Raw genomic sequence first — 24,203 nt, forward strand, 5'->3', positions numbered from 1 at the left:
AATGAAACTTTGAAGGAAAATAATTGATGCTGACGATTATTCACATTTATGTTTAAAAAAGCGTTTTTATAACAAAAGGTTATTTATCAGAATTAGAACAAACTCCCGTCATCGTCGCTTTTGTGAGTGAAACGCGTCGTTCTTTAAGGCTTGCGCAACAGGTCGCGCAAATGATACTCATACGCCGCGTTAAAAAATCCCATAAACCAACGCAACACAATTCATACCCTTTCAGTATGTCTCCCTGTTCATGCAGTTTGAATGAATAAGGCGCTTCATTGAGGAAGTCAGTTTCTATGAAAAACGTTAAAGTCAGCCTTGCCTGGCAGATCTTAATCGCCCTTGTGCTGGGCATCTTGCTGGGCAGTTACCTCCACTATCATAGCGACAGCCGCGAATGGCTGATTGCGAACCTGCTCTCTCCGGCAGGGGATATCTTTATTCATCTGATCAAGATGATTGTGGTACCGATTGTGATCTCGACGCTGGTGGTCGGTATTGCGGGCGTCGGCGATGCGAAGCAGTTAGGCCGTATTGGTGCGAAAACCATTATCTATTTCGAAGTGATCACTACGGTTGCGATTATCCTCGGTATCACGCTGGCGAACGTGTTCCAGCCGGGTTCCGGGATTGATATGTCGCAGCTGGCGACGGTGGATATTTCGAAATACCAAAGCACGACCGCTGACGTGCAGAGCCATGCGCACGGCCTGATGGGCACTATCCTGTCGCTGGTGCCGACCAACATCGTGGCGTCGATGGCGAAGGGCGAGATGTTGCCTATCATCTTCTTCTCGGTGCTGTTCGGTCTGGGGCTCTCTTCCCTGCCGGCGACGCACCGTGAGCCGCTGGTGACCGTGTTCCGCTCTATCTCCGAAACCATGTTTAAAGTGACCCACATGGTGATGCGTTACGCGCCGGTAGGGGTGTTTGCGCTTATCGCGGTCACCGTGGCGAACTTCGGTTTTGCCTCCCTGTGGCCGCTGGCGAAGCTGGTGCTCCTGGTGCACTTCGCCATTCTGTTCTTCGCGCTGGTGGTGCTGGGGGTCGTGGCGCGTCTGTGCGGGCTGAGCATCTGGATCCTGATTCGCATCCTGAAAGATGAGCTGATTCTGGCGTACTCCACGGCAAGTTCTGAGAGCGTGCTGCCGCGCATCATTGAGAAGATGGAAGCCTACGGCGCGCCTGCCTCTATTACCAGCTTCGTGGTACCGACCGGCTACTCCTTTAACCTGGACGGTTCGACGCTGTACCAGAGCATCGCCGCTATCTTTATTGCGCAGCTGTACGGCATTGACCTGTCGCTGTGGCAGGAGATCGTACTGGTGCTGACGCTGATGGTGACGTCCAAAGGTATTGCAGGCGTTCCGGGCGTCTCCTTCGTGGTGCTGCTTGCAACGCTTGGCAGCGTCGGTATTCCGCTGGAAGGTCTGGCGTTTATCGCCGGTGTCGACCGTATCCTCGACATGGCGCGTACCGCGCTGAACGTGGTGGGGAATGCCCTGGCGGTGCTGGTTATCGCCAAGTGGGAACACAAATTCGATCGTAAAAAAGCGCTGGCGTATGAACGCGAGGTGCTGGGTCGTTTTGATAAGACGGCTGACCAGTAATGTAACGTTTTCTTCCCTCTCCCCTTTGGGGAGAGGGTTAGGATGAGGGGATTTTATTCCCCGCTCAGCGCATCAAACTCTTCGCATCCGGTATCAAATCCTTCAGTGCAGCTCAGGTTCAACCAGTACAGCGCTTTCTGTTTATTGGGCGTGATAAAGCCTTTCTCACCCTGCCTGAACAACATCCCTGCCCAGTACTCGGAGTAGCCCGTGCGTGAAAGTGCCGAGCTCCGCTTGAACCACGAGGCGGCCTGCACGTCGTCCTTAGCCACTTCAACGCCGTTGGCATAAATCAGCCCCAGCAGCATTTGCGCATCTACCGCAGAGTCGTTGTCGATATCTTCGGCCGCCGTTTGCAGCAGTTTGATGGCCTGAGGATAGTCAGTTTTACCTGCCTGAGTGTTGACCAGCACGCGCGCCAGCATGATCGCGCCGCGTTTGCTGCCTGCGATGGTTGCCTGCTGCGCCAGTGCCTTAGCTTGCGCATAATTTCCCTGGGTAAAGAGGATTTGCGAGAGCAGCCCCATGGCGTCGACGTCGCCACCTTTAGCGGCTTTCTCGGCCCACAGCGCGGCCTGCTTGCTGTCACCGGAGCTAAAGTATGTATCGGCCAAATAATACTGGGCACGGGCGTCACCCGCTTCAGCCTGTTCTTTGTACTGGCTGCCAATCTCGTCGGCACGGACAAGCGATGTAAAAAGTAACAACAACAGAAAAATATGTTTCATGGGTTCTTATCATCGGGGTACACGCCGCGCAGTATAATCGCGGCGACAGAAGAAAAAAATGGGTGCATTAAGACCTCAGCATCCTGCAAGCCGGGCGGAACAGTGGTTCCGCCCGTAGAGGTTAGCCTGCGTTACAGGCTAATTTAGCCGCCACCTCCTGATGTTCACCCTTTATTGAAAACTCGCATAACTTACCTCGAGTAATAAAGGTAAAGATCACTATCGTCAGGCAAATAATAAAGACGATGCCTAACGCAGTTTTTAATGGCGTCATGCCTTTTACTCCTTGTCAAAAAAAGAATAAGAGGCTACTCTCAACTTGTTCGGAGTTGAGGGAGTAGCCTCGGGTAAATGAAAATTTCCCGGGGCTTTCTACTTTCTGTCCCTCAACAATGCTCAAGACAGAAAGTCTTAAGCACCCGCCGCACATCTTATCTCTCTGAATTAAAATGAAAAGATGTAATTCTTTTTCGCGAAAATTACATTATTTCTGCGAGCCGCTTTCCAGACTAATAATTGATATATTTGATGAGTTAATCGGAAATAAAAAGGGAGTGAATATCTCACCCCCTTTATTCACTGATGAATTAACGGCTTCAACCCATTGCGCTTTCGCGCAGTCGGGCTTTCAGCTTGTTATATTCGTCGATGACGTACTGTTCCGCTGCGTGCTGATCCACAATCGGCTCCACGCGTACGGCGCAGTATTTATACTCCGGCGTTTTGGTTATCGGGCTTAAGTTCTCCGTGACCAGTTCGTTACAGGCGCCAATCCACCACTGGTAGGTCATATAGACCGCCCCTTTGTTCGGACGATCGCTGACCTGCGCACGGGTAATGATCCGGCCTTTGCGCGAATTCACCCACACCAGCGCTTCGTCCTCAATGCCGAGGCGCGCTGCGTCGGCGGTGTTGATTTGCGCGTAGCCCGGTTCGTCCGCCAGCGCCGCCAGCGCGGCGCAGTTACCCGTCATCGAACGACAGGAGTAGTGGCCCACTTCACGCACGGTGGAGAGCACCATCGGATACTCGTCAGTGAGTTTATCGATCGGCGCGACCCAGTCGCAGGTGAAGAACTGCGCCAGCCCGTTCGGGGTGTCGAACTTCTCTTTAAAGAGGTATGACGTTCCCTGGTCGGCTTCGGACTCATCCCGGCACGGCCACTGGATGTATCCCAGCTCACCCATTTTTTCATAGGTTGCACCGTAGAAGTCCGGACACAGATTGCGCAGCTCGTCCCAGATCTCCTGAGTGTTGTTGTAGTGCATCGGGTAGCCCATGCGGGTGGCGATTTCGCTGATGATCTGCCAGTCCGTTTTCAGATCCCACTTCGGCTCGACCGCCTTAAAGAAGCGCTGGAAGCCGCGGTCCGCCGCCGTGTAGACGCCTTCATGCTCGCCCCAGGAGGTCGACGGTAAAATCACATCCGCCGCCGCCGCGGTTTTGGTCATGAAGATATCCTGGACAATCACCAGCTCCAGATCCTCAAACCCTTTGCGCACCGCAGACAGCTCGGCGTCGGTCTGGAGCGGATCTTCACCCATGATGTAGGCCGCTCGCACCTCGCCGTGCGCCGCGCGGTGCGGCAGCTCGCTGATGCGATATCCGGTGTGTTCCGGCAGGCTTTCCACGCCCCAGGCCTTCGCGAATTTCTCGCGGTTTTTCGGGAACTTCACGTACTGGTAGCCCGGATAGGTATCCGGCAGCGCGCCCATATCGCAGGCACCCTGAACGTTATTCTGACCACGCACCGGGTTAACGCCGACGTGCGCTTTACCCAGATTGCCGGTCAGCATCGCGAGACTCGTCAGAGAACGCACGGTTTCCACGCCCTGATAGAACTGGGTCACGCCCATTCCCCACAGAATGGCGGCGGTTTTCGCCCCGGCATACATCCGTGCCGCCTGGCGGATCTCCTGCGCGCTGACGCCGGTGATCGCTTCGACGGATTCAGGCGTATAGCCTTCGACTATTTTCTTATACTCTTCAAAGCCTTCCGTACGGGCGGCGACAAACGCCTGGTCGTACAGGTTCTCCTCAATAATGACGTGCCCCATTGCGTTCAACAGCGCGATGTTCGAGCCGTTTTTCAACGCGATATGCATATCCGCAATGCGCGCGGTTTCAATTTTGCGCGGATCGCAGACGATGATTTTCGCCCCGTTCTGCTTAGCGCGAATAACGTGGTTCGCGACGATAGGATGAGAATCCGCCGGGTTATAACCAAAGATGAAGACGAGATCGGTGTTATCTATCTCGTTGATGGCATTACTCATTGCGCCGTTACCGACCGACTGGTGCAGACCTGCAACCGATGGGCCGTGTCAGACGCGAGCGCAGCAGTCGACGTTATTGGTTCCAATAACGGCGCGCGCGAATTTTTGCATCACATAGTTGGTTTCATTCCCCGTCCCGCGTGAAGAGCCGGTGGTCTGAATCGCATCCGGGCCATACTTTGCCTTGATGGCGCTCAGACGCGTGGCGACGTAATCCAGCGCCTCGCTCCAGGAGACGGCTTCCAGCTTGCCGCCGCGCTCGCGGCGGATCATAGGGGTTTTCAGGCGCGGGGTGAGGATTTGGGTATCGTTAATAAAATCCCAGCCGTAGTAACCTTTCAGGCATAGCGTGCCCTGGTTGGTTTTCCCCTGTGCGGCCTCCGCCCGGACGATTTTGCCGTTATCGACCACCAGGTGGATCTTGCAACCTGAGGCACAATAAGGGCAAACCGTGACGACTTTTTTCATCAGTCTGCTCCAGTTAATCGAATCATTCGCACCCACTATGCAGCTTCTATGCCATGTTTTTTTTATGGGTATACCCTGACTTTACGGTCCCTTCGCGGTGAAAACCCTGACAAAAAGCAGCCAATCGTCAAAATTGACGTGTCGACAGGGCAGCGGATGTGACATGGGTTGAATTTCCGTCACTGAAAAAACCATTTGACTGGAGCCGACGGCAGAATGGTTCAGACTTAACATAATCCCCTGACGGAAGCATACGATGAAACCGGCGATCCTGGTGGTTGATGACGATACGGCAGTCTGCGAACTGCTTCAGGACGTGCTGAGCGAGCACGTCTTTAGCGTGCTTGCCTGCCATAACGGCCAGGATGCACTGCGGCAGGTACAACAGGATCCGAATATTGCGCTGGTGCTGCTGGATATGATGCTGCCGGATATCAACGGCTTACAGGTTTTGCTGCAGTTGCAAAAGCAGCGCCCGGCGCTACCGGTGATCATGTTAACCGGGCTGGGCAGTGAGTCAGACGTGGTGGTGGGGCTGGAGATGGGGGCCGATGATTATATTGGCAAACCGTTCAATCCGCGCGTGGTGGTCGCCCGCGTGAAAGCGGTGCTGCGCCGTACGGGCGTGCTGGCGGCAGAAGCCCCCGCAGCGCCGGTCGCGGGCATTGCTTTTAACGGCTGGACGCTGGATACCACCCGCTGTGAGCTGAGCGATCCGCAGCGTAACCCTGTTCCCTTAACCCAGGGCGAGTACGGCCTGCTGCTGGCGCTCACGCAAAATGCCCGTCGGGTGCTGAGCCGTGACCGGCTGCTTGAGCTGACCCACAGCGAAAGCGCCGACGTGTTCGATCGCACGATTGACGTGCTGATCATGCGCCTGCGCCGGAAAATAGAGGCTAACCCGCATCAGCCTGCGCTCATCAAAACGATCCGCGGGCTGGGTTACGTGTTTGCTACCGATGTGAGCCGGCCCGAGCAGGCGGCATAAGGCTTACGTTATCGCCGGAACAATGATGGCGGCAAAAATTGCGACGATGCACAGATACTTGAGGGCGTAATAGGCTTTACGGTTCCTTTTTTTCAGACGCTGTCCTCGTTCGCGGGCCGCATGAACGTATTTAAAAATGCGGTTAATGCCGCCGGTGCTGTCATTCTCGTCATTCGGTGAGCTGGCTGCGGACATCAGTGTGGTTCCCACCCAATGGTTAACCGCCTGCGCCCAGCGCCATTTCATCGGACGTTCAATATCACAGAAAAGAATAATGCGCGTTTGATCCGATTTATTCTCTGCCCAGTGGACGTAGGTCTCATCAAAAATAACGGCTTCACCATCCCGCCAGCTGTGGCGCTGCCCGTCGACTTCAATAAAGCAGCGGTCGTCATTCGGTGTGAATAAGCCCAGATGGTAACGAACCGAGCCCGCATACGGATCCCGGTGCTTGCCAAGCTTTGCACCCGCCGGCAGCTCGGCAAACATGGCCGCCTTCACCGAGGGGATTTCACTCACCAGCCGGGTCGTCACCGGGCATAAAGACTGCGCAGAGGGGTGGGCATCGGCATACCATTTCAGATAAAAACGTTTCCAGCCGCGTTTAAAAAAAGTGTTAAAGCCAGCATCGTTATTATTTTGCGCTGCCTTAATATGATGCTGCAAACGCACGGCCTCTTCGCGAATAACCAGCCAGTTTTCCGTCAGCTTATTTAATTCCGGGAAGCGTTCTGTTTCAAAGAATGGCTGCCTGGCGGGCAGGGAAGAAAACGCCGTCATAAACATATTGATGGGCGCCATGAACGTCGAATGGTCAAAGAGCTGACGAGAAAGCGTCTGTTTTTCTTTGCCGCGTGAATGCGCATAAATAACGCTGATAATGAAAATACCGATGATGATGGCTGCGAACATTTTTCCCTTGTCCTCTTTCTATCTCATTTCGGAAAAGCGTGCGGGCAGAGTGCTGCCCACGCCGAATATGCCAGATGGAGAGAGTGTAGTTCGGGGATATAAAATTCATAGAACTGTAATGAAAAATCGCAATTTTTGTTAAATTAAGTGCTCTCGCGAATAAACGCCTGCAGCTCGGCCAGCGTTTTCGCGCCGTCAATTGCGTTGGCGGCCAGCAGGCTTGCGCGCGCGCAGGCGTGCGCCAGATAAATGCTCTCCGTGAGCGGGAGCGATTCGTGGCAGCCGTATAAAAACCCCGCGCAAAACGCATCGCCCGCGCCGACGCTGCCGACAATGTCTTTCTGCTCCAGTAGCCATGATGGGATCCAGCGGCCTTGCTCACCCGGCGCTTCACCCCATGCGCCTTCCGGACAGTGGATCACCACCCGCTGACGCACGCCTGCCGCCAGCAGCTGCGTCGCGGCATCGGCGATATGGGCGATATTCAGCGCATCGTCGCCGTCGCGCATCTCAAGCCCGCTAAACTCCCCGGCTTCCAGCTCGTTAATCACCAGATAATCCAGATGGCGCAGGGCAGGGAGCACCAGCGGCTGATAGCGCGGGTCGCCCTTGCGGGACACCAGATCGAGCGACGTTTCATAACCCTGGTCGCGCATCTGCGCCAGCAGGCGCGCGCTGCGGGTGCCGAACTCGTCATCGGGCATATCCAGGCTGTCGAGCAGCAGCAGGTAGCCGAGATGGAAGATCTTCATCGATCCGTCTAAGCGATCGAAGGCGGGAAGATCCAGCAGGCGGTTGGCGCCCGGCGAGTGGAAGAAGGTGCGCTGTCCGCTGGGATCTGTCATGACCTGCGACATGGAGGTCGGGGCAAAGGTGGTGCGCTGCACGCGCTGGCGGTTGACGTGGTACTGGTCGAGCATCGCCAGAATGTAGTCCCCGTCGGCATCTTCACCAATCAGCCCCACTGCCTGCAGCGGCAGGCCAACGTGCATTTTTGCCAGCGTCAGCAGCACGTTGAGCGGCGCGCCGCCGGTTGAGCGTTCGCTGTGGGTGATTTCCGCCAGCCAGCCGCGCTCCGGCCACTGCACGATCTGATGCACGTGATCCACCAGCATGTTGCCTGCGGCGATGATGCCTTTGCGTTCCATTATGCCTGCCCCGCGCTGCCGAAGATGCGCATCTGTTCGGCGACCGTATCGGTAATCGCCTCTTCTATCCCCAGCAGCAGCTCGGCAAACTCATCGTACAGCGGCTGGCGGTTCGCCATGCGCTGCTCAACGGCGGCGAGTGCGGCCTGCGACATGCCGGTGTAGAAGTTGATTTTATGTATGCCCAGCTCGATGGCGCGGCGGAAGTCGGCATCGCTAATCCCGGAGCCGCCGTGTAAAACCAGCGGCAGCCCCGTATGCTGGCGAATGGCGTCCAGGCGTGGGAAATCGAGTTTCGGCTCGCCCTTGTATTTGCCGTGCGCGTTGCCGATGGCAACCGCCAGCGCGTCAATGCCGGTTGAATCGACAAATTCGCGCGTCAGCTGCGGGTCGGTAAAGAACGCTTCATCCGCATGCCCGTACAGCGCGCCGCCTTCATCGCCACCGACCGCGCCCAGCTCCGCTTCCACCGACACGCCGACCGCGTGGCACATCTTCACCACCTCCCGCGTCTGGCGAATGTTCTCCTCATAGCTTAGCGTAGAGCCGTCAAACATCACCGAGCTGAACCCTAAGCGCAGGGCGCGCACCACCGCCTCGAAATGCAGGCCGTGGTCGAGATTGAGCACCACGGGAATATCGTGACGGGCGGCCTCGAACTTCACCGCTTCGACAAGCGAATCCAGAGAAACGTACTTAAAATGCACTTCGGCGATGTTGATGATAAACGGCGAGCGTTCCTGCTTCGCGGCAGCGAACAGCGCGCGCAGGAAGTGGGAGTCGAGCACGTTAAACGCGCCCAGCGCGTAGCGATGCGCCCTGGCGTGCTCCAGACCGTCGGCAAGAGAGATCAATGGCATCATTTACTCCTTATATCCGAAACAGGTTGTACTCGTTGCACAGCACCAGCAGCGCCGGTTCGTCTTCTTCGATGTTGTTATAGCGGGCAACGGGCTGCAAAAAGTGGTTGTCGTGCTCGTCGTCGTTTACCGATGACACCTCCCCAACCAGCACGTCGCCGAAGCCGCGTTCGCCCCAGAAGCTGTGGTACAGACCGGGTGTCAGACAGATGCTTTCCCCTGGCATGAGGCGCAGCTGGCTGCCGGGCGCGTGGGTCTGACGACAGCCGTCGACGGTGACCGTCACGTCGGTGTTTTCCGTCTCTTCATGCGCCCCGGCATTCCATAACTCAATAATCAGATTCCCGCCACCCCGGTTGATGATGTCTTCCCGCTTGCGCCAGTGAAAATGCATTGGCGTCACCTGGCCGTCACGCACGTGCATAATTTTTTCGGCATAGCACTTTTCATAAGGCACGCCGTTGGGCGAACCGTTGCGCAGGGTAAACAGCGTCAGGCCCTCAGCGGCAAAGCTGTTGCCGCCGAACGCCGTCACGTCCCAGCCGAGCTTGAGGTCGAACACTTCCTGCCAGGCGGCCTGGTCAAGCTGCTGCCATTTTGTGGGCGGGAAGCTGGCAAACGGCGGGAGATGCACGTCGTGCATGGAAAAGAACTGTCGCGTGTGGCCGAGAATTTCATTGATGTCGGAGCGTTTCATGGGGACTCCTGGCTTTTTTTGCAAAACCTTAGCACTCACCCGGCCCTCTCCCTTGAGGGAGAGGGGGAGTAAGTTCCCTCTCCCTGTGGGAGAGGGGTAGGGTGAGGGCATCAGGCCGCACCGAAGTTACTTAACCGTCCAGCCCTTATAGGTACCGACGTTCTTTTTATCGATCATCGTCACCGGGATCAGCACAGGCGCTTTCGGCGCAGGTTTGCCCTGTAGAATGTCATAGCCGATCTCCACCGCTTTTGCCGCCATCACCTGCGGATCCTGCGCCGGGGTTGCGACAAACAGCGAGTTTTCGCGCTTCAGCGCTTCCTCACCGTCCGGGGAACCATCCACGCCGACGATAAAGAACTCGTTGCGCTGAGCCTGCTTCGCGGCCAGATCGGCACCGATCGCCGTCGGATCGTTAATCGCAAACACGCCGTCGATCTTCGGATTGGCCGCCAGCAGGGAGGTCATGACCTCCAGACCGCCTTCGCGACTGCCCTTGGCGTTTTGGTTATCCGAAAGCACCTTGATATCCGGATGTTTTTTGAATTCCGTCTGACAGCCTTCCACGCGGTTTTGCACCGCAGAGACCGGCGGTCCGTTGATGATCACCACGTTGCCTTTGCCTTTCAGGCGATCGGTAATGTACTTACAGGCCATTTCGCCCGCCTGGGTGTTATCGGAGGTGATGGTCGCATCCGCCCCTTCCGCCGCCACGTCAACCGCAACGACCACGATCCCGGCGTCTTTCGCGCGCTTCACCGCCGGGCCGATCCCTTTGGAATCCGCAGCGTTGAGGATGATCATGTCCACCTTCGCAGCAATAAAGTTGTCGATCTGCGCCACCTGCTGGCCCAGATCGTAACCGCTGGAGACCAGCGTCACCTTGACGTTATCGCCAGCCAGCTTGCGCGCTTCCAGCTCGGCACCTTTGGTGATCTGCACGAAGAACGGGTTGGCCAGGTCGCCCACCGTCACGCCGATGGACTTCAGGTCTTTTGCCTGCGCAAACGGCGTTGCGGCAAGCAGCGCGCCAGCACAGAGCGCGGTCACTAACGGTTTCAAACGCATATGGTTTTCCTCTAAGCTGTAGGGTTTTGTTGTTATGCACTTTGATGGTGTCGGGTACGGTATTTGTCGATCAGCACCGCTATGATGATCACCGCCCCTTTGATCACCAGCTGCCAGAAGTAGGAGACGCCCATCAGCGTCATGCCGTTATTGAGGGTGGCGATGATCAGCGCGCCGACCAGCGTGCCGGTGATCGTGCCGATCCCGCCGACGAAGCTGGTGCCGCCGAGGATCACCGCCGCAATCGCATCCAGCTCGTAGCCTGTGCCGAGGTTGCCGTTGGCGCTGTAGAGGCGCGAGGCGCTCATCACGCCGCCAAGCCCGGAGAGCAGGCCGCTCATGCCGTACACGAACAGCAGCACCAGCCAGACCTTAATGCCGGTCAGTCGCGCCGCCTGCATGTTGCCGCCCACCGCGTAGATATGTACGCCGAGCGTGGTGCGGCGCAGGATGAACCAGCACACCGCAATCACCGCAAGGGCAATGACAACCAGCCACGGGATCGGGCCGAGGTAGTTATTGCCGATCCACTCGAAGCTGATGTTGGAGTTAATGACCGTCGTGCCGTCCGCCAGCAGATAGGCCGCGCCGCGCAGCGCCGTATAGGTGCCGAGCGTCACGATAAAGGGCGGCAGCCCGGCAAAGGCCACCAGCGCGCCGTTGAACAGTCCCAGCACCATGCCGAGCATCAGCGCGGCCGGAATGGAGAGCATGGCAAATTCAGGGATAAGCGAGACCACCATCGCCGCTACCGCCGTGGTGCCCAGAATCGAGCCCACGGAGAGGTCAATCCCGCCGGTTAGGATGATGAAGGTCATTCCCGCCGCCAGCACGATGTTGATCGACGCCTGACGGGTAATGTTGAGCAGGTTGCTCTCGGTGAAGAAGTTCGGGGCGATAAAGCCAAATACCGCCACAATCAGGATAAGAATCGGCAGGATGCCGACCGTTTGCATCAGATCGCTCATCAGCATTTTTTTGGCGGAGGCGGATTTCGCCACCTGCTGCGGATGGGTTGGAGTTGTCATGATTGCACCGCCTGATGATGAGTGTCGTTCACGCCGGTTGCCAGCGTCATAATGTTTTCCTGAGAGATGTCGCGCCCGTGGAGTTCACCCGCAATGCTGCCTTCCCGCATCACGTACACCCGGTCGCTCATGCCCACCACTTCCGGCAGCTCGCTGGAGATCATCAGGATCGCTACGCCTTTGCGCGCCATCTGGTTCATGATGCGGTAGATCTCACTTTTCGCCCCGACGTCCACGCCGCGCGTGGGTTCGTCCAGGATCAGAATGCGCGGGCCGATGGCCACCCAGCGGGAGATCAGCAGCTTTTGCTGATTGCCGCCTGACAGCCCGCCCGCGCGCACCTGCGAATGGGGCACGCGGATGTTGAGCAATGCAATGGCGTCATCGGAAATCGACTGGGCTTTTTTGCGGTTTAACATACCGAAGGTCGCGTCGCGCTCCAGCGTCGCCATGGTGATGTTCTCCTGCGCCGCCAGCTCCAGAAACAGCCCCTGCTCCTTGCGGTTTTCGGTGAGAAAACCGATGCCGTTTTCGATGGCCGCACGCGGGGAGTGGATCACCACCGGCTCGCCGTCGACCTCAATCATGCCGCCGGTGGCTTTACGCACGCCGAAAATCAGCTGCGCCAGCTCGGATCGTCCGGCCCCGACCAGGCCCGCCAGCCCAACGATTTCACCGGAACGCACCTGCAGGCTGCACGGCTGTACTTTTTTACCGTCGGTGAGGTGGTGGACGTTGAGACGCGGGCTGCCGAGGGGAATATCACGCTCCTTGTTGAACAGGTCGCTTAACGGGCGGCCCACCATCATGCGCACCAGCTCGGAGGCGTTTAGCTTGTCGCGCGTCAGGCTGCCGACGTACTGCCCGTCGCGCAGAACGCTGACGCGGTCAGAAAGTTCATACACTTCCGCCATGCGGTGGCTGATATAGATGATCGCCATCCCTTCATCGCGCAGGCGCAAAATCAGTTCAAACAGGCGGTGGGTTTCCCGCGAGGAGAGGGCGGCGGTGGGTTCATCCATCACCAGAATGCGGCTGTTGCGGTGCAGCGCACGGGCAATTTCCACCTGCTGCTGCTCGGCAATGGTCAGCTTCATCACCAGGTCGGTAGCATTGAACTGTGCGCCGAGGCGCTCAATCACCGCCTGCGCCTGGGCGGCCATCTCTTTGCGCTGCACCATCCCGCCGCGCGACAGCTCGCTGCCAAGAAAGATATTTTCGGCAACGGTCAGGTTGGGCGCGAGCTGCATCTCCTGATAAATCAGGGTAATGCCTGCGGCCAGCGCATCTTTCGGCCCTTTAATGTGAAACGGCTGACCATCGATCAGGATCTCACCGCTGGTGGCGGTATAGGCTCCCGCGAGGATTTTCATCAGCGTGCTTTTTCCCGCGCCGTTTTCGCCCATCAGCGCGTGGATCTCTCCGGGAAAGACCGTCAAATCCACACCCTTGAGCGCGTGGAAACTGCCAAACGTTTTGGCAATGCTGCGCATCTCTAATACCGGGGTTCTGCTCATGGCGGATCTCCTGCGAATGCCGATATCTGCACTTCATCACAGGTGCGTAAATGCAAAATGTCAGAAGCTGTTCATATTTGTCATAGTTATGAATAGCTAATCGCCATCACATTTTCCTTTTCCCTCTCCCGGTGGGAGAGGGCCAGGGTGAGGGCACCAAACCGCACAGGAGCCCAAACCCATGCCATCACGCCGCCCGCCCTTTTTCGCCAGCGCCCGAGGCCGCCTGCTGATTTTTAATCTGCTGGTGGTCGCCGTGACGCTGATGGTGAGCGGCGTGGCGGTGCTCGGCTTTCGTCACGCCAGTCAAATCCAGGAGCAGGTTCAGCAGCAAACGCTGGATGACATGACCGGCAGCATGAACCTGGCCCGCGATACCGCCAACGTGGCGACGGCGGCGGTGCGGCTTTCACAGGTCGTCGGGGCGCTGGAGTACAAAGGCGAAGCCGAGCGCCTTAAGCAGACGCAAATGGCGCTGCGCCGCTCGCTGGAACAGCTTGCGGATGCGCCGCTGGCGCAGCAGGAGCCGGCGCTGGTAGCGCGCATTATTCAACGAAGCAATGAGCTACAGCAGAGCGTGACGGAGATGCTTGAGCGCGGACAGCGCCGCCATCTGGAGCGTAACGCGCTGCTGAGCTCGCTGTATCAAAGCCAAAGCTACCTGCGTCATCTGCAGGACATCAACCGCCGTTACGACAGCAACGTGCCGGATGCGCAGCAGCTGATGGAGATGGACCGGCTGATCGTCGCCGCCATCGACACTCCTTCGCCTCGCGCGACCGTTCAGCAGCTGGACGCCGTGGCCGCAGCGCTGCCCCGGAGTGCCGTACAGCCGGTCGTGAAGGAGGTTCTGCCAGATTTTAATGCCGAGTTAGGCAAGCTCGCCCCGCTGTCGAAGCAGCTGGAAGAGAGCGATCTGGCGATAAGCTGGTATATGTTCCACATCAAGGCGCTGGTGGCGATCCTCAACAGCGATATTAATCAGTACGTCGGGCAGGTGGCGCAGGCCTCCCGGCTTCGCACGGCCCAGAGCCATCACGAGCTGCAGTCCATTAGCGTGTTTATCAGCATCTTCGCCGTGCTGGCGCTGATCATCACCGGGTGTGCCTGCTGGTATATCTACCGCAATCTGGCCTCTAACCTGACGGCGATTTCCCGGGCGATGTCGCGCCTTGCTCACGGCGAGCAGGACGTGTCCGTTCCCGCCCTCCAGCGGCGCGATGAGCTGGGCGAGCTGGCGCGCGCGTTTAACGTTTTTGCCCGCAATACCGCCTCGCTTGAGCACACCACGCGCCTGCTGAAAGAGAAAACCACGCAGATGGAGATCGACCGCGTTGAGCGTCAGGGGCTGGAAGAGGCGCTGCTGCACAGCCAGAAGATGAAGGCGGTCGGACAGCTGACCGGCGGGCTGGCGCATGATTTTAACAATCTGCTGGCAGTGATCATCGGCAGCCTTGAGCTCACCGACCCCGAATCGAAAGACGCGCCGCGCATTACCCGGGCGCTGAAGGCGGCCGAGCGTGGTGCCTTACTGACGCAGCGCCTGCTGGCATTTTCCCGCAAGCAGTCCCTGACGCCGCATGCGGTAGAAATGCTGCCGCTGCTGGAGAACCTCCGGGAACTGATGCGCCACTCCCTGCCTGCCACCCTGACCCTGGAGATTGAAGCGCAAACCCCGGCATGGCCCGCGTGGATTGACGTTAGCCAGCTGGAAAACGCCATTATCAACCTGGTGATGAACGCGCGCGATGCGATGGAAGGGCAAAGCGGTGTGATTAAAATCCGGACCTGGAATCAGCGCGTCACCCGCAGCGACGGGCGCAGGCAGGATATGGTGGCGCTGGAGGTGATTGACCGCGGCAGCGGCATGTCGCAGGAGGTGAAATCCCGGGTCTTTGAACCGTTCTTCACCACCAAGCAGACCGGAAGCGGAAGCGGGTTAGGCCTGTCGATGGTCTACGGCTTTGTCCGCCAGTCCGGCGGGCGCGTGGAGATTGAAAGCGCGCCGGGGCAGGGAACGACCGTTCGGCTTCACCTCCCGCGCTCCGTGCTGCCTGCCGCGGCGGACGATGAAGCGCTGTCAGCCACCGCCTCCGTCGATAGCGAGCGGCTGGTCCTGGTGCTGGAAGATGAGGCCGATGTTCGGCAAACCCTGTGCGAGCAGCTGCATCAGCTCGGCTACCTGACGCTGGAAGCGGACAACGGCGAGCAGGCGCTGAATATGCTGGAGGCTTCACCGGATATTGGCATGTTTATCAGCGACCTGATGCTGCCCGGCAGCCTCAGCGGCGCTGAGGTGATTAGCCATGTGCGCAGCCATTACCCGCAGCTTCCGGTGCTGCTGATCAGCGGCCAGGATTTACGGCCCGCGCATAACCCTCAGCTGCCGGACGTCCAGCTACTGCGCAAGCCGTTTACGCGGGTGCAGCTGGCGCAGGCGCTGCGCAAGGTCATGGTAATTTGAGATTCCTCCGCTACCTCAGTGCTCCGCCGTTCATTATCGTAAGGCCAGTTCACCTGCGAGTCTGGCCTTATGAAACGTTACTTAACTGCTCTGTTATTCGGTCTGCTGTCACTCACCAGCCAGCTGGCTCATGCCGATATTGTTGATGATGCTATTGGCAACATTCAGCAGGCGATCAACGATGCCTATAACCCCAGCAGCAGCCGCAGCAATGACGACGACGATCGTTACGATCGCAGCCGTCAAATCGACAGTCGACAATACGACGATCGTCGTCGGCAGCTCGAAGACCGACGCCGCCGTTTAGATGAACGTCAGCGTCAGCTGGATGACGATCGCCGTCGGTTAGAAGAGGATGAGCGCAGGTTAGAAGACGATTACGATCGAGGCTAAGTGCCGCCTGTTGCCCTCACCCCAACCCTCTCCCACGGGAGAGGGAGAAAACCTAATCCAGCACCAGCACCATCCCGTCATAGCCCGCTTCTATGCCCTGCGGCAGCGGGTTATCCATCATCCACACGTCAAACTGATGGCTGATGTGCGTCAGGATCACCTGCGGGCAGCCAATTATCTCGTTTAACGCAATCACGGTATTTAAGTCGCAATGGTTTCGCGGCGTTTCCTCGCGCGGTTCATGGCTGCAGTCGATAATTATTGCCTGCGGCTGATTGTTGAGCAGGAACTTCACCGTTTTTTCCGGCAGTCCGGCGGTATCGGAAAGCCAGGCCACGCGGCTGTGAGCCGATTCCAGCAAATACCCGAAGGTCAGTTTCGAATGGTTGAGCGGCAGCGGCGTGACCCGCAGACCCTGAAGCTCAAACATCACAAACGGTTCGACCCTGTGGCTGAAATCCAGAATGCCGGGGTGTTTAAACAGATCGTCGCATCCGGCGTCGTCCGGCGGACCGTAAACCGGGATCGTCGCCCCCACGCCCCAGCGCAGGGGGAACAGCCCCTGAACGTGATCCATATGGTAATGGGTGAGCAAAAACTGCTGGAAGCTGCCCGCCGGCCAGTCGTCCATCAGGTGCGGAATACCGGCATCCAGCAGGGTGACGGCATCGTTGAATTTCACCACCGCGCTGCACGGGCGACGGCGATAGTTGTCCTGCAGGCGCGCCCGGCGGCAGGCCGCGCAGTCGCAGCCAAAGACCGGCACCAGCTGGGCGCCACCCGTTCCCGTCAACGTGATGGTCAGACTCATAGCGCACCTCTACAGCGGTTTGGTGAATCGGAAATGGCTCTGCGTGTATCCTTCACGAACGTAAAAACGGTGCGCGTCGGTGCGCTTCACGCTGGTGGAAAGTTCGGTCAGCTCCGCGCCGGCCTGTCGCGCCACCTCTTCCGCCCAGGCCAGCAGCTGACTTCCGACCTTTAACCCACGCGCCTGCGGCATTACGACCAGCTCCTGGATCTCGCCGATCCAGCGCGCGTGATGGAGGTGAAACTGCATGTGCAGACCGATCATGCCGATGACCTGTCCCTCTCTCTCCGCAAGCTGGTAGCGCATGTTGCGATCCTGCAGATTGGCAAGAAACCCGGCGTGGAACGCCTGATGATCGAACTCTGCCTGCTTCAGTTCGCAGATCAGGGCATAGACAATCTGCGCATCGTCGGCGGTGGCGGGGCGAAGCTGGCAGTCAGGCATGCTGTTTCTCCTTCTGACGGATAAGCGATAAAAAGGTATCGACTGACTGTAGCAAACTTCCGTCGTTATTGAGGATGTGGCAGTCCGACGGGGCATAGCGGGCCGCGCGCTCAAGCCGCAGATCGATCTCACGGGCTGATTCACGCCCCCGACTCTGCAACCGGCTGCGCAGAACGTCCGGCGAAACCTGCAGACAGACCGGCAGCAGGGCCGCCTCATAGCGGGCACGCGCTTGTGGCAGATGCGCACGCGAGCCGTTAACCAGCACGTCAAAACCCGCGTGCAGCCAGAGGTCAATTTCGATGCCCACGCCATAGTAAAAGCCGTTGGCGTGCCAGCTCAGCGCCAGCAGGTTTTGCCCGGCGCGGGTAAAAAATTCCTGCTCGCTCAGGGCGATATGGTTTTCACTCCCGGCATTGGCCGCGCGGGTAATATAGCGGTGCGCGACCAGCAGCTGCGGATGTTCCCGCTGCCGTAAGGCGGACAGCAGACTGTCCTTACCGGAGCCGGAGGGCCCCATTAACCAGATGAGCCTTCCCATCAGAACACCCTTTTTCCCTGACGCCAGACGTGGTCGATGTGAACGTGCTCGCCCTTGCGGTGGGCGAGTACCAGATCCGCGCGTTTACCCTCGGCGATTTCCCCGCGATCCTGAAGATTAAGCGCCGAGGCCGGGTTTTTCGTCACCAGTCGAATCGCCTGCGGCAGCGTAAAGGTGTTGTTCTCGTCGTCGGCAACCCGGAACGCCGCATCCAGCAGGCTGGCGGGGTAGTAGTCGGATGAGAGGATATCCAGCAGACCAAGGGAGGCAAGCCTGCTTGCCGCGACGTTGCCGGAGTGCGATCCGCCGCGCACGATGTTAGGCGCGCCCATCAGCACGTTCATGCCGTGCCTGCGTGAGGCTTCAGCCGCTTCAAACGTGGTGGGAAATTCGGCGATCACGCTGCCAAGCTGGTGGGATTCGCGCACGTGATCGTGCGTGGCGTCGTCATGGCTGGCCAGGGCGATATTGCGGTCCCGGCACATTGCGGCAATCCTGAGACGGTTTGGCTGCGACCACTGCGCCGCAAGCGCCAGCTGCTCCTCCTCGTAGCGCGCCATCTCGGCATCGCTGAGAGAATATTTGCCCTGATAGTATTCACGATACTTTTCAATGTTGGCGAACTGGCGCTGCCCCGGCGAGTGGTCCATCAGGGAGACCAGCGAGACCGGCTCGCGGCCTACCAGCTTTTCAAACAGCGGCAGGGTGGTGTGGTGCGGCAGCTCGCAGCGCAGGTGCAGGCGGTGCTCGGCGCGGTTGAGGCCGCGTTTTTGCGTCTCCTCCACGGCGTTGATCATCTTCTCGAGATTTTCCAGGCGATCGCCGCCGTCGCGCACGTCGCCAATCGCCACCGCGTCCAGCACGGTGGTAATGCCGCTGGCGACCATCAGCGCGTCGTGGCTGCTCATCGCCGAATGGGCGGGCCAGTCCACCTTCGGGCGCGGGGTGAAGAATTTGTCCAGATTATCGGTATGAAGCTCAATCAGCCCCGGCAGCAGCCAGCCGCCTTCACCGTCCATCGCTTCAGGAGTACGGCTCTGGGTTTCGGCAAAGGCGCGAATAACGCCTTCATGAACTTCAACCGAGCCATCAACGACTTCATTTTCCAGCACCAGCCTGACGTTATTGATAATCATGCGTTTGTCCCCATCGGGTGCAGTCTGTCCGCCACGCGGCTGCGTACGGTTTCGTCGTGGAAGATCCCGACGATCGCCGCGCCGCGAGCTTTGGCCTGTTCGATCAGCTCCACCACGGCGGCGCTGTTTTTACCGTCGAGCGAGGCGGTGGGTTCATCCAGAAGTAAAATCGGGTAGTCGACGATAAATCCACGGGCGATATTGACGCGCTGCTGCTCGCCGCCGGAAAAGGTCGACGGGGCGAGATGCCACAGGCGCTCCGGCACGTTGAGGCGCGTCAGCAGGCTGGCGGCTTTGGCGGCGCAGGCTTCTCGCGGCACGCCCAGATCCAGCAGGGGCTGCATCACCACGTCCAGGGCGGAGATCCGCGGGATCACCCGCAGAAACTGGCTCACCCAGCCGATCGACGTGCGGCGGACTTCCAGCACTTTACGCGCGGGGGCCTGCACCAGATCGACCCACTCATCGTTGTGGCGAATGCGGATGTGGCCTTCATCCGGCAGATAGTTGGCATACAGGGAGCGCAGCAGGGTGGATTTTCCGCTACCGGAATGGCCGTACAGCACCACGCATTCGCCGCTGCTGACCTCTAACGAGGCATTTTGCAGCACCGGCAGGCGCACGCCGTTTTGCTGGTGGAGCACAAAGGTCTTACTTACGTTTTCTACGCGGATCATGTTGGCCTCTTAATTCTGCAATACGGACGACACCAGCAGCTGGGTGTACGGATGGTGCGGATCGTCGAGCACCCGGTCGGTTAACCCACTTTCCACCACCTGGCCCTGCTTCATCACCAGCAGACGGTCCGCCAGCAGGCGCGCAACGCCTAAATCGTGGGTGACAATCACCACCGCGAGGTTCAGCTCCACCACCAGGCCGCGCAGCAGGTCGAGCAGGCGCGCCTGCACGGAGACGTCCAGCCCGCCGGTGGGTTCATCCATAAATACCAGCTTCGGATGGGTGACCAGGTTGCGCGCAATCTGCAGGCGCTGCTGCATCCCGCCGGAGAAGGTCGTCGGCAGGTCGTCGATGCGCGAGGCGGGGATTTCCACCTCTTCCAGCCAGTGCTGGGCGGTAGCGCGGATATTGCCGTAGTGGCGCGCGCCGGTGGCCATCAGGCGTTCACCGATGTTGCCCCCGGCGGAGACCTGACGGCGCAGGCCGTCCATCGGGTGCTGATGCACCACGCCCCACTCGGTGCGCAGCAGGCGGCGGCGCTCGGCCTCGCTCATGCCGTACAGCGAGGCGCCCTCATACAAAATGTCGCCGTTCTGCGGCGTCAGGCGCGCGGAGATGGACTTCAGCAGGGTGGTTTTGCCGGAGCCGGACTCGCCGACGATCCCCAGCACTTCGCCCGGCCACAGCTCGAACGACACGTCGCTAAAGCCTTTGCCCGGCGCATACAGGTGAGTCAGGTTATTAACCGAAAGCAGCGGTTTCATTGGCCGTTCGCCTCGCTCTGTTGGCGGCAGTAATCGGTGTCGGAGCAGACAAACATCCGTTTGCCCGTATCGTCCAGCACCACTTCGTCCAGATAGCTGTGTTTGGATCCGCAGATGGCGCACGGCTCGTCCCACTCCTGCACCGTAAACGGGTGATCGTCGAAATCGAGACTTTCCACGCGGGTGTAAGGCGGAACGGCGTAGATGCGTTTTTCGCGCCCGGCGCCGAAAAGCTGCAGGGCCGGCATCATGTCCATCTTCGGGTTATCGAATTTTGGGATTGGCGACGGGTCCATCACGTAGCGCCCGTTCACCTTCACCGGGTAGGCGTAGGTGGTGGCGATATGGCCGAAGCGGGCGATATCCTCATACAGCTTCACCTGCATGACGCCGTACTCTTCCAGCGCGTGCATGGTGCGGGTTTCCGTTTCGCGCGGCTCGATAAAGCGCAGCGGCTCCGGGATCGGCACCTGGAAAATCAAAATCTGATCTTCTGTGAGCGGGGTTTCCGGGATGCGGTGTCGGGTCTGGATCAGCGTGGCGTCTTCGGTTTTTTCGGTGGTATTGACGCCGGTGACGCGCTGGAAGAAGCTGCGGATCGACACGGCGTTGGTGGTGTCGTCCGCGCCCTGGTCGATGACCTTCAGCACGTCCGCCTCGCCGATCACGCTGGCGGTGATCTGGATGCCGCCCGTGCCCCAGCCGTAGGGCATCGGCATTTCGCGGCCGCCGAACGGCACCTGATAGCCCGGAATGGCCACCGCTTTTAAGATGGCGCGGCGGATCATGCGTTTGGTTTGCTCATCCAGATAGGCAAAGTTGTAGCCGCTTAAGTTAGCCATTTTTGCGCTCCCGTTGCAGGCGTTTCAGCAGTTCCAGTTCGGCCTGGAAATCGACGTAGTGCGGCAGCTTGAGGTGCGAGACAAAACCGGCGGCCTCAACGTTATCCGCGTGGGCCAGCACGAACTCTTCGTCCTGCGCCGGGCCTGCAACGTGCTCGCCGTAGTCCGGCGCCTGGAGTGCGCGGTCGACCAGCGCCATGGCCATGGCCTTGCGCTCGCCGAGGCCGAATACCAGCCCGTAGCCGCGGGTAAAGTGCGGGTCTTCGTCTTCCGGGGCGACGAAACCGTTGACCATTTCACATTCGGTCATCAGCAGTTCGCCGATGTTCACCGCAAAACCCAGCTCTTCCGGTACGATCTCGACGTCGATGTAGCCGCTGCGAATTTCGGCTGCAAACGGGTGGTTGCGCCCGTAGCCGCGCTGGGTGGAGTAGGCCAGCGCCAGCAGATAGCCTTCGTCGCCGCGCATCAGCTGCTGCAGGCGGGACGAGCGCGAGCACGGGTAAACCGGCGGCGTGCGGGTGATGTCATCCGGCTGCGCGCCAGAATCTTCTTCCGCCTTCGCCAGGCCCTGTTTTGCCAGCAGGCTGAAGACGTGCGGAGACGGTTCCTGTTCGGCGTCGGAGGTGCTGAGCGTCGGCGCTTCGCCGTTCGCCAGCAGGGTAAAATCCAGCAGGCGGTGGGTGTAGTCGTACGTGGGGCCAAGCAGCTGGCCGCCGGGAACGTCTTTATAAACGGCAGAAATGCGGCGTTCCAGGCGCATCTCCGCCGTGTTCACCGGCTCGCTTACCGCCAGTCTGGCAAGCGTGGTGCGGTAGGCGCGCAGCAGGAAGATGGCTTCCACGTTGTCGCCGCTGGCCTGCTTCAGGGCCAGCGCCGCCAGCTCGCGGTCGGCAATGCCGCCTTCGGTCATCACGCGGTCGACGGCGAGGTTTAGCTGCTGTTCAATCTGGGCGACGCTCAGCTCGGGAAGCCGTTCATCGCCCCGTCGTCTGTGCGCCTGCAGCGCATGGGCGGCGGCGATGGCCTTCTCGCCCCCTTTGACGGCAACGTACATCAGCACACCTCCACGTGAGTGGTCCGCGGGATTGCCAGCAGGCGCTCGCCGCAGGTCAGGATCAGGTCAATGCCCAGCGGGAACGGGTGCGGGCGCTCGGTCAGCTCGTGAATGATGCACTCCGGCAGCTGCGGCGCGACCATGCGCTCGTCGGCGATGCCTGCCCCCGTGAGGCGCAGCATGCGGCCGCCGCTCAGGCTGGAGACCTGCAAAATCAGGGTGGCGCTGGTCTCCGGGGCGACGGTGCTGCCTTCGCTCAGGGCGTTCAATTGCTCATGGCTGATTTGTTCATCGGCCACGGCAAAAACCGCCTGCTGGGGCTGATCGACCAGCGGAGCGCTGGTGTGAAAACGCAGGTTCTGGCTGGCGATATCGTTCGACAGCGCGCCCGAAAGCCACACCGGGGTGTCGTTGTCGGCAAGCGTCAGCAGCACGCTGGTGGTCGCCAGATTCAGCGGCAGCCAGCCCTGGGAGAGCTGGTGCAGCGAGACGATCGCGCCCGGCTCGCTCATCGCCTTCAGCAGGCGACGAAAACTGTGTTGGGCATCCTGGACGGCCAGGGTAAAAGCAGGTTGAAGCGTCATGCGTTGTCTCCGCGAACGAGCGTAAAGAAGTCGACCCGGCTGGTATTCACTTCGGCCTGACGCGCGGCAAGACGTGCGGCGCGGTCGGCTTCCAGCGGGGTAATAAGGGTTTCCATTAGCGTCTGGAAATACGGCTGTTCCTGTAAAAGCGCGTCGATCACCGCGCAGCGCTCGGCGTGGGCTTTATCACGCCCCAGCACGTAGCTGTAGCCCAGCGTGCCGCTGTGCAGGCGGATAGCCGCGCGGGTGAGGGTGGCGTCTCCGGCGAAAAAGCGCTTGCCGGTGCCGCCCATGCGCGCCTGGATCTGAACAAGGCCGATCTCCGGGGCGCGAAGGGTGTCGTAGTCTGGCGTCAGGCTGAGCGCGTTCATGCGGGCAGCCAGCGCAGCAGGCTGGCTGTGGGCCAGCACGCGCATCCAGCGCTGTCGGGTGGCGATGTCGAAGTGCATTCAGTGCTCCATGGTGAATTCGATCATGTCGGCGCGGGTCAGGCTGACGGAGTATTCCGTCGCGTTGATCTCGCCGTCACGGTGGTTGAGGGTGCGTACGCAGAGCAGCGGGGCCATATTGGGGATTTCGAGCACCTTGCTCTCTTTCGCCTGCGCGCGACGGGCGCTGATGCGCGTCTGGGTGCGCTTGAGCGCAATACCGGTCGCATCCTGAAGAAAGTCATGCAGCGAGCCGCTGGAGAAATGCTGGAGCACGGGCCAGAGGGCGAGGTCCGCAAAGTAGTGGTCTATCTGGCATACCGCCACGCCGTTAACGCGACGCAGGGTACGCAGGTGAATGACGTCGTCGCCCTCCTGAATACCCAGCGCGTCCGCCACGTGGCTGGAGGCCGGACGCAATACCGAGAGCAGCTTTTCGCTGGTCGGGTGGCTGCCCTGATCCAGCAGGTTCTGGCTAAAGCGCGCCTGGGCGTTCAGTGGGTAGTCGAACGGGCGCATCAGCACCAGCACGCCCACGCCCTGACGGCGCTGGACCCAGCCGCGCTCGACCAGCTGGTCAATGGCGCGACGCAGGGTGTGGCGGTTCACTTCATAGCGGTCGGCAAGCTGCTGCTCGGCGGGCAGGTAGTCCCCGCAGCGGTAGTGCGTGCGCAGCTCCACTTCGAGCTTTGCCGCAATCTCTTGCCAGCGGGTAGGATAACTGGTCGGATGTCTGGATAAGTGCATAGAAAACAAAGCCT

General features: G+C 59.4%; 25 protein-coding genes. 4 read left to right on the forward strand and 21 right to left on the reverse strand.

Translation table 11 applies throughout. The features are described 5' to 3' along the window. Positions 1 to 296 precede the first annotated feature (296 nt). Positions 297 to 1,610: a glutamate/aspartate:proton symporter GltP gene (gene gltP / locus WM95_RS01840; RefSeq protein WP_045355265.1), complete on the forward strand. Its 1,314-nt coding sequence runs from the start codon at positions 297 to 299 to the stop codon at positions 1,608 to 1,610. Positions 1,611 to 1,663: 53 nt separating this feature from the next. On the opposite strand, the gene WM95_RS01845 is transcribed toward gltP, so the two are convergent. From WM95_RS01845 to fdhF, 3 genes are all read right to left on the reverse strand, one after another. Beyond that, on the reverse strand, positions 1,664 to 2,338 hold the full coding sequence (locus WM95_RS01845) for a tetratricopeptide repeat protein (protein ID WP_063408992.1): 675 nt from the start codon (positions 2,336 to 2,338) through the stop codon (positions 1,664 to 1,666). Between the two features lie 121 nt (positions 2,339 to 2,459). Beyond that, positions 2,460 to 2,612: a Hok/Gef family protein gene (locus WM95_RS01850; RefSeq protein ID WP_032644722.1), complete on the reverse strand. Its 153-nt coding sequence runs from the start codon at positions 2,610 to 2,612 to the stop codon at positions 2,460 to 2,462. A 322-nt stretch (positions 2,613 to 2,934) separates the two neighbouring features. After that, entirely contained in the window at positions 2,935 to 5,082 is a 2,148-nt protein-coding gene (gene fdhF / locus WM95_RS01855; protein WP_081247945.1) for a formate dehydrogenase subunit alpha, read from the reverse strand. 256 nt (positions 5,083 to 5,338) lie between these two features. On the opposite strand from fdhF, the gene WM95_RS01860 reads away from it, so the two are divergent. After that, on the forward strand, positions 5,339 to 6,070 hold the full coding sequence (locus WM95_RS01860) for a response regulator (RefSeq protein ID WP_023310072.1): 732 nt from the start codon (positions 5,339 to 5,341) through the stop codon (positions 6,068 to 6,070). A gap of 3 nt (positions 6,071 to 6,073) precedes the next feature. Here the strand turns inward: WM95_RS01860 and lpxO are convergent, their stop codons facing one another. The 7 genes from lpxO to WM95_RS01895 all read right to left on the reverse strand — a co-directional run bounded on the left by lpxO (position 6,074) and on the right by WM95_RS01895 (position 13,300). Further along, positions 6,074 to 6,982, reverse strand: coding sequence for a lipid A hydroxylase LpxO (gene lpxO, locus WM95_RS01865; RefSeq protein ID WP_063408990.1), 909 nt, complete (start codon positions 6,980 to 6,982; stop codon positions 6,074 to 6,076). A 143-nt stretch (positions 6,983 to 7,125) separates the two neighbouring features. Further along, the gene (locus WM95_RS01870; RefSeq protein WP_023310074.1) at positions 7,126 to 8,130 is read right to left on the reverse strand and encodes a carbohydrate kinase family protein; all 1,005 of its coding nucleotides are present in this window, start codon (positions 8,128 to 8,130) and stop codon (positions 7,126 to 7,128) included. After that, a complete protein-coding gene (locus WM95_RS01875; RefSeq protein ID WP_063408989.1) occupies positions 8,130 to 8,990 on the reverse strand; it encodes a ketose 1,6-bisphosphate aldolase in 861 nt (286 codons plus the stop codon). The genes WM95_RS01870 and WM95_RS01875 overlap by 1 nt, the downstream gene beginning before the upstream one ends. Positions 8,991 to 9,000: 10 nt before the next feature. After that, positions 9,001 to 9,687 (reverse strand): D-lyxose/D-mannose isomerase, encoded by a 687-nt coding sequence (locus WM95_RS01880; protein WP_023310076.1) that lies wholly within the window; start codon positions 9,685 to 9,687, stop codon positions 9,001 to 9,003. A 126-nt stretch (positions 9,688 to 9,813) separates the two neighbouring features. Continuing rightward, positions 9,814 to 10,755, reverse strand: coding sequence for an ABC transporter substrate-binding protein (locus WM95_RS01885; protein ID WP_021242935.1), 942 nt, complete (start codon positions 10,753 to 10,755; stop codon positions 9,814 to 9,816). A 32-nt stretch (positions 10,756 to 10,787) separates the two neighbouring features. Further along, a complete protein-coding gene (locus WM95_RS01890) occupies positions 10,788 to 11,783 on the reverse strand; it encodes an ABC transporter permease subunit (protein ID WP_023310077.1) in 996 nt (331 codons plus the stop codon). After that, entirely contained in the window at positions 11,780 to 13,300 is a 1,521-nt protein-coding gene (locus WM95_RS01895) for a sugar ABC transporter ATP-binding protein (RefSeq protein ID WP_023310078.1), read from the reverse strand. The genes WM95_RS01890 and WM95_RS01895 overlap by 4 nt, the downstream gene beginning before the upstream one ends. A 181-nt stretch (positions 13,301 to 13,481) precedes the next feature. Between WM95_RS01895 and WM95_RS01900 the strand changes: the two genes are divergently transcribed. Then, on the forward strand, positions 13,482 to 15,764 hold the full coding sequence (locus tag WM95_RS01900; RefSeq protein ID WP_088544617.1) for an ATP-binding protein: 2,283 nt from the start codon (positions 13,482 to 13,484) through the stop codon (positions 15,762 to 15,764). A gap of 69 nt (positions 15,765 to 15,833) precedes the next feature. Then, the gene (yjdP, locus tag WM95_RS01905; protein WP_023310080.1) at positions 15,834 to 16,157 is read left to right on the forward strand and encodes a DDRRRQL repeat protein YjdP; all 324 of its coding nucleotides are present in this window, start codon (positions 15,834 to 15,836) and stop codon (positions 16,155 to 16,157) included. A 52-nt stretch (positions 16,158 to 16,209) separates the two neighbouring features. Here the strand turns inward: yjdP and phnP are convergent, their stop codons facing one another. Genes phnP through phnF form a run of 11 tightly spaced genes read right to left on the reverse strand, consistent with a single transcriptional unit; the run spans position 16,210 to position 24,189 of the window. Continuing rightward, on the reverse strand, positions 16,210 to 16,968 hold the full coding sequence (gene phnP / locus WM95_RS01910; RefSeq protein WP_045355270.1) for a phosphonate metabolism protein PhnP: 759 nt from the start codon (positions 16,966 to 16,968) through the stop codon (positions 16,210 to 16,212). A 9-nt stretch (positions 16,969 to 16,977) separates the two neighbouring features. Further along, on the reverse strand, positions 16,978 to 17,412 hold the full coding sequence (phnO, locus tag WM95_RS01915) for an aminoalkylphosphonate N-acetyltransferase (RefSeq protein ID WP_023310082.1): 435 nt from the start codon (positions 17,410 to 17,412) through the stop codon (positions 16,978 to 16,980). Further along, positions 17,405 to 17,956, reverse strand: coding sequence for a ribose 1,5-bisphosphokinase (gene phnN / locus WM95_RS01920; RefSeq protein WP_088544618.1), 552 nt, complete (start codon positions 17,954 to 17,956; stop codon positions 17,405 to 17,407). The genes phnO and phnN overlap by 8 nt, the downstream gene beginning before the upstream one ends. Beyond that, the gene (gene phnM, locus WM95_RS01925; RefSeq protein WP_045355272.1) at positions 17,953 to 19,089 is read right to left on the reverse strand and encodes an alpha-D-ribose 1-methylphosphonate 5-triphosphate diphosphatase; all 1,137 of its coding nucleotides are present in this window, start codon (positions 19,087 to 19,089) and stop codon (positions 17,953 to 17,955) included. The genes phnN and phnM overlap by 4 nt, the downstream gene beginning before the upstream one ends. Then, positions 19,086 to 19,766, reverse strand: coding sequence for a phosphonate C-P lyase system protein PhnL (phnL, locus tag WM95_RS01930; protein ID WP_088544619.1), 681 nt, complete (start codon positions 19,764 to 19,766; stop codon positions 19,086 to 19,088). Before phnL ends, phnM begins: the two co-directional genes overlap by 4 nt. A 9-nt stretch (positions 19,767 to 19,775) precedes the next feature. After that, positions 19,776 to 20,531, reverse strand: a complete 756-nt coding sequence (gene phnK, locus WM95_RS01935) for a phosphonate C-P lyase system protein PhnK (protein ID WP_006177354.1) — start codon at positions 20,529 to 20,531, stop codon at positions 19,776 to 19,778. Beyond that, positions 20,528 to 21,373, reverse strand: coding sequence for an alpha-D-ribose 1-methylphosphonate 5-phosphate C-P-lyase PhnJ (gene phnJ / locus WM95_RS01940; protein ID WP_023310087.1), 846 nt, complete (start codon positions 21,371 to 21,373; stop codon positions 20,528 to 20,530). Before phnJ ends, phnK begins: the two co-directional genes overlap by 4 nt. Beyond that, positions 21,366 to 22,430, reverse strand: a complete 1,065-nt coding sequence (locus WM95_RS01945; protein WP_023310088.1) for a carbon-phosphorus lyase complex subunit PhnI — start codon at positions 22,428 to 22,430, stop codon at positions 21,366 to 21,368. The genes phnJ and WM95_RS01945 overlap by 8 nt, the downstream gene beginning before the upstream one ends. Further along, on the reverse strand, positions 22,430 to 23,014 hold the full coding sequence (phnH, locus tag WM95_RS01950; RefSeq protein ID WP_045355276.1) for a phosphonate C-P lyase system protein PhnH: 585 nt from the start codon (positions 23,012 to 23,014) through the stop codon (positions 22,430 to 22,432). Before phnH ends, WM95_RS01945 begins: the two co-directional genes overlap by 1 nt. Beyond that, on the reverse strand, positions 23,011 to 23,463 hold the full coding sequence (gene phnG, locus WM95_RS01955) for a phosphonate C-P lyase system protein PhnG (RefSeq protein WP_059445294.1): 453 nt from the start codon (positions 23,461 to 23,463) through the stop codon (positions 23,011 to 23,013). Before phnG ends, phnH begins: the two co-directional genes overlap by 4 nt. Further along, positions 23,464 to 24,189, reverse strand: coding sequence for a phosphonate metabolism transcriptional regulator PhnF (gene phnF / locus WM95_RS01960; RefSeq protein WP_023310091.1), 726 nt, complete (start codon positions 24,187 to 24,189; stop codon positions 23,464 to 23,466). It lies immediately after the preceding gene. Between the last annotated feature and the right edge of the window lie 14 nt (positions 24,190 to 24,203).

The sequence above is a fragment of the Enterobacter cloacae complex sp. ECNIH7 genome, from assembly GCF_002208095.1.
Taxonomy (GTDB): Bacteria; Pseudomonadota; Gammaproteobacteria; order Enterobacterales; family Enterobacteriaceae; genus Enterobacter; species Enterobacter cloacae_M.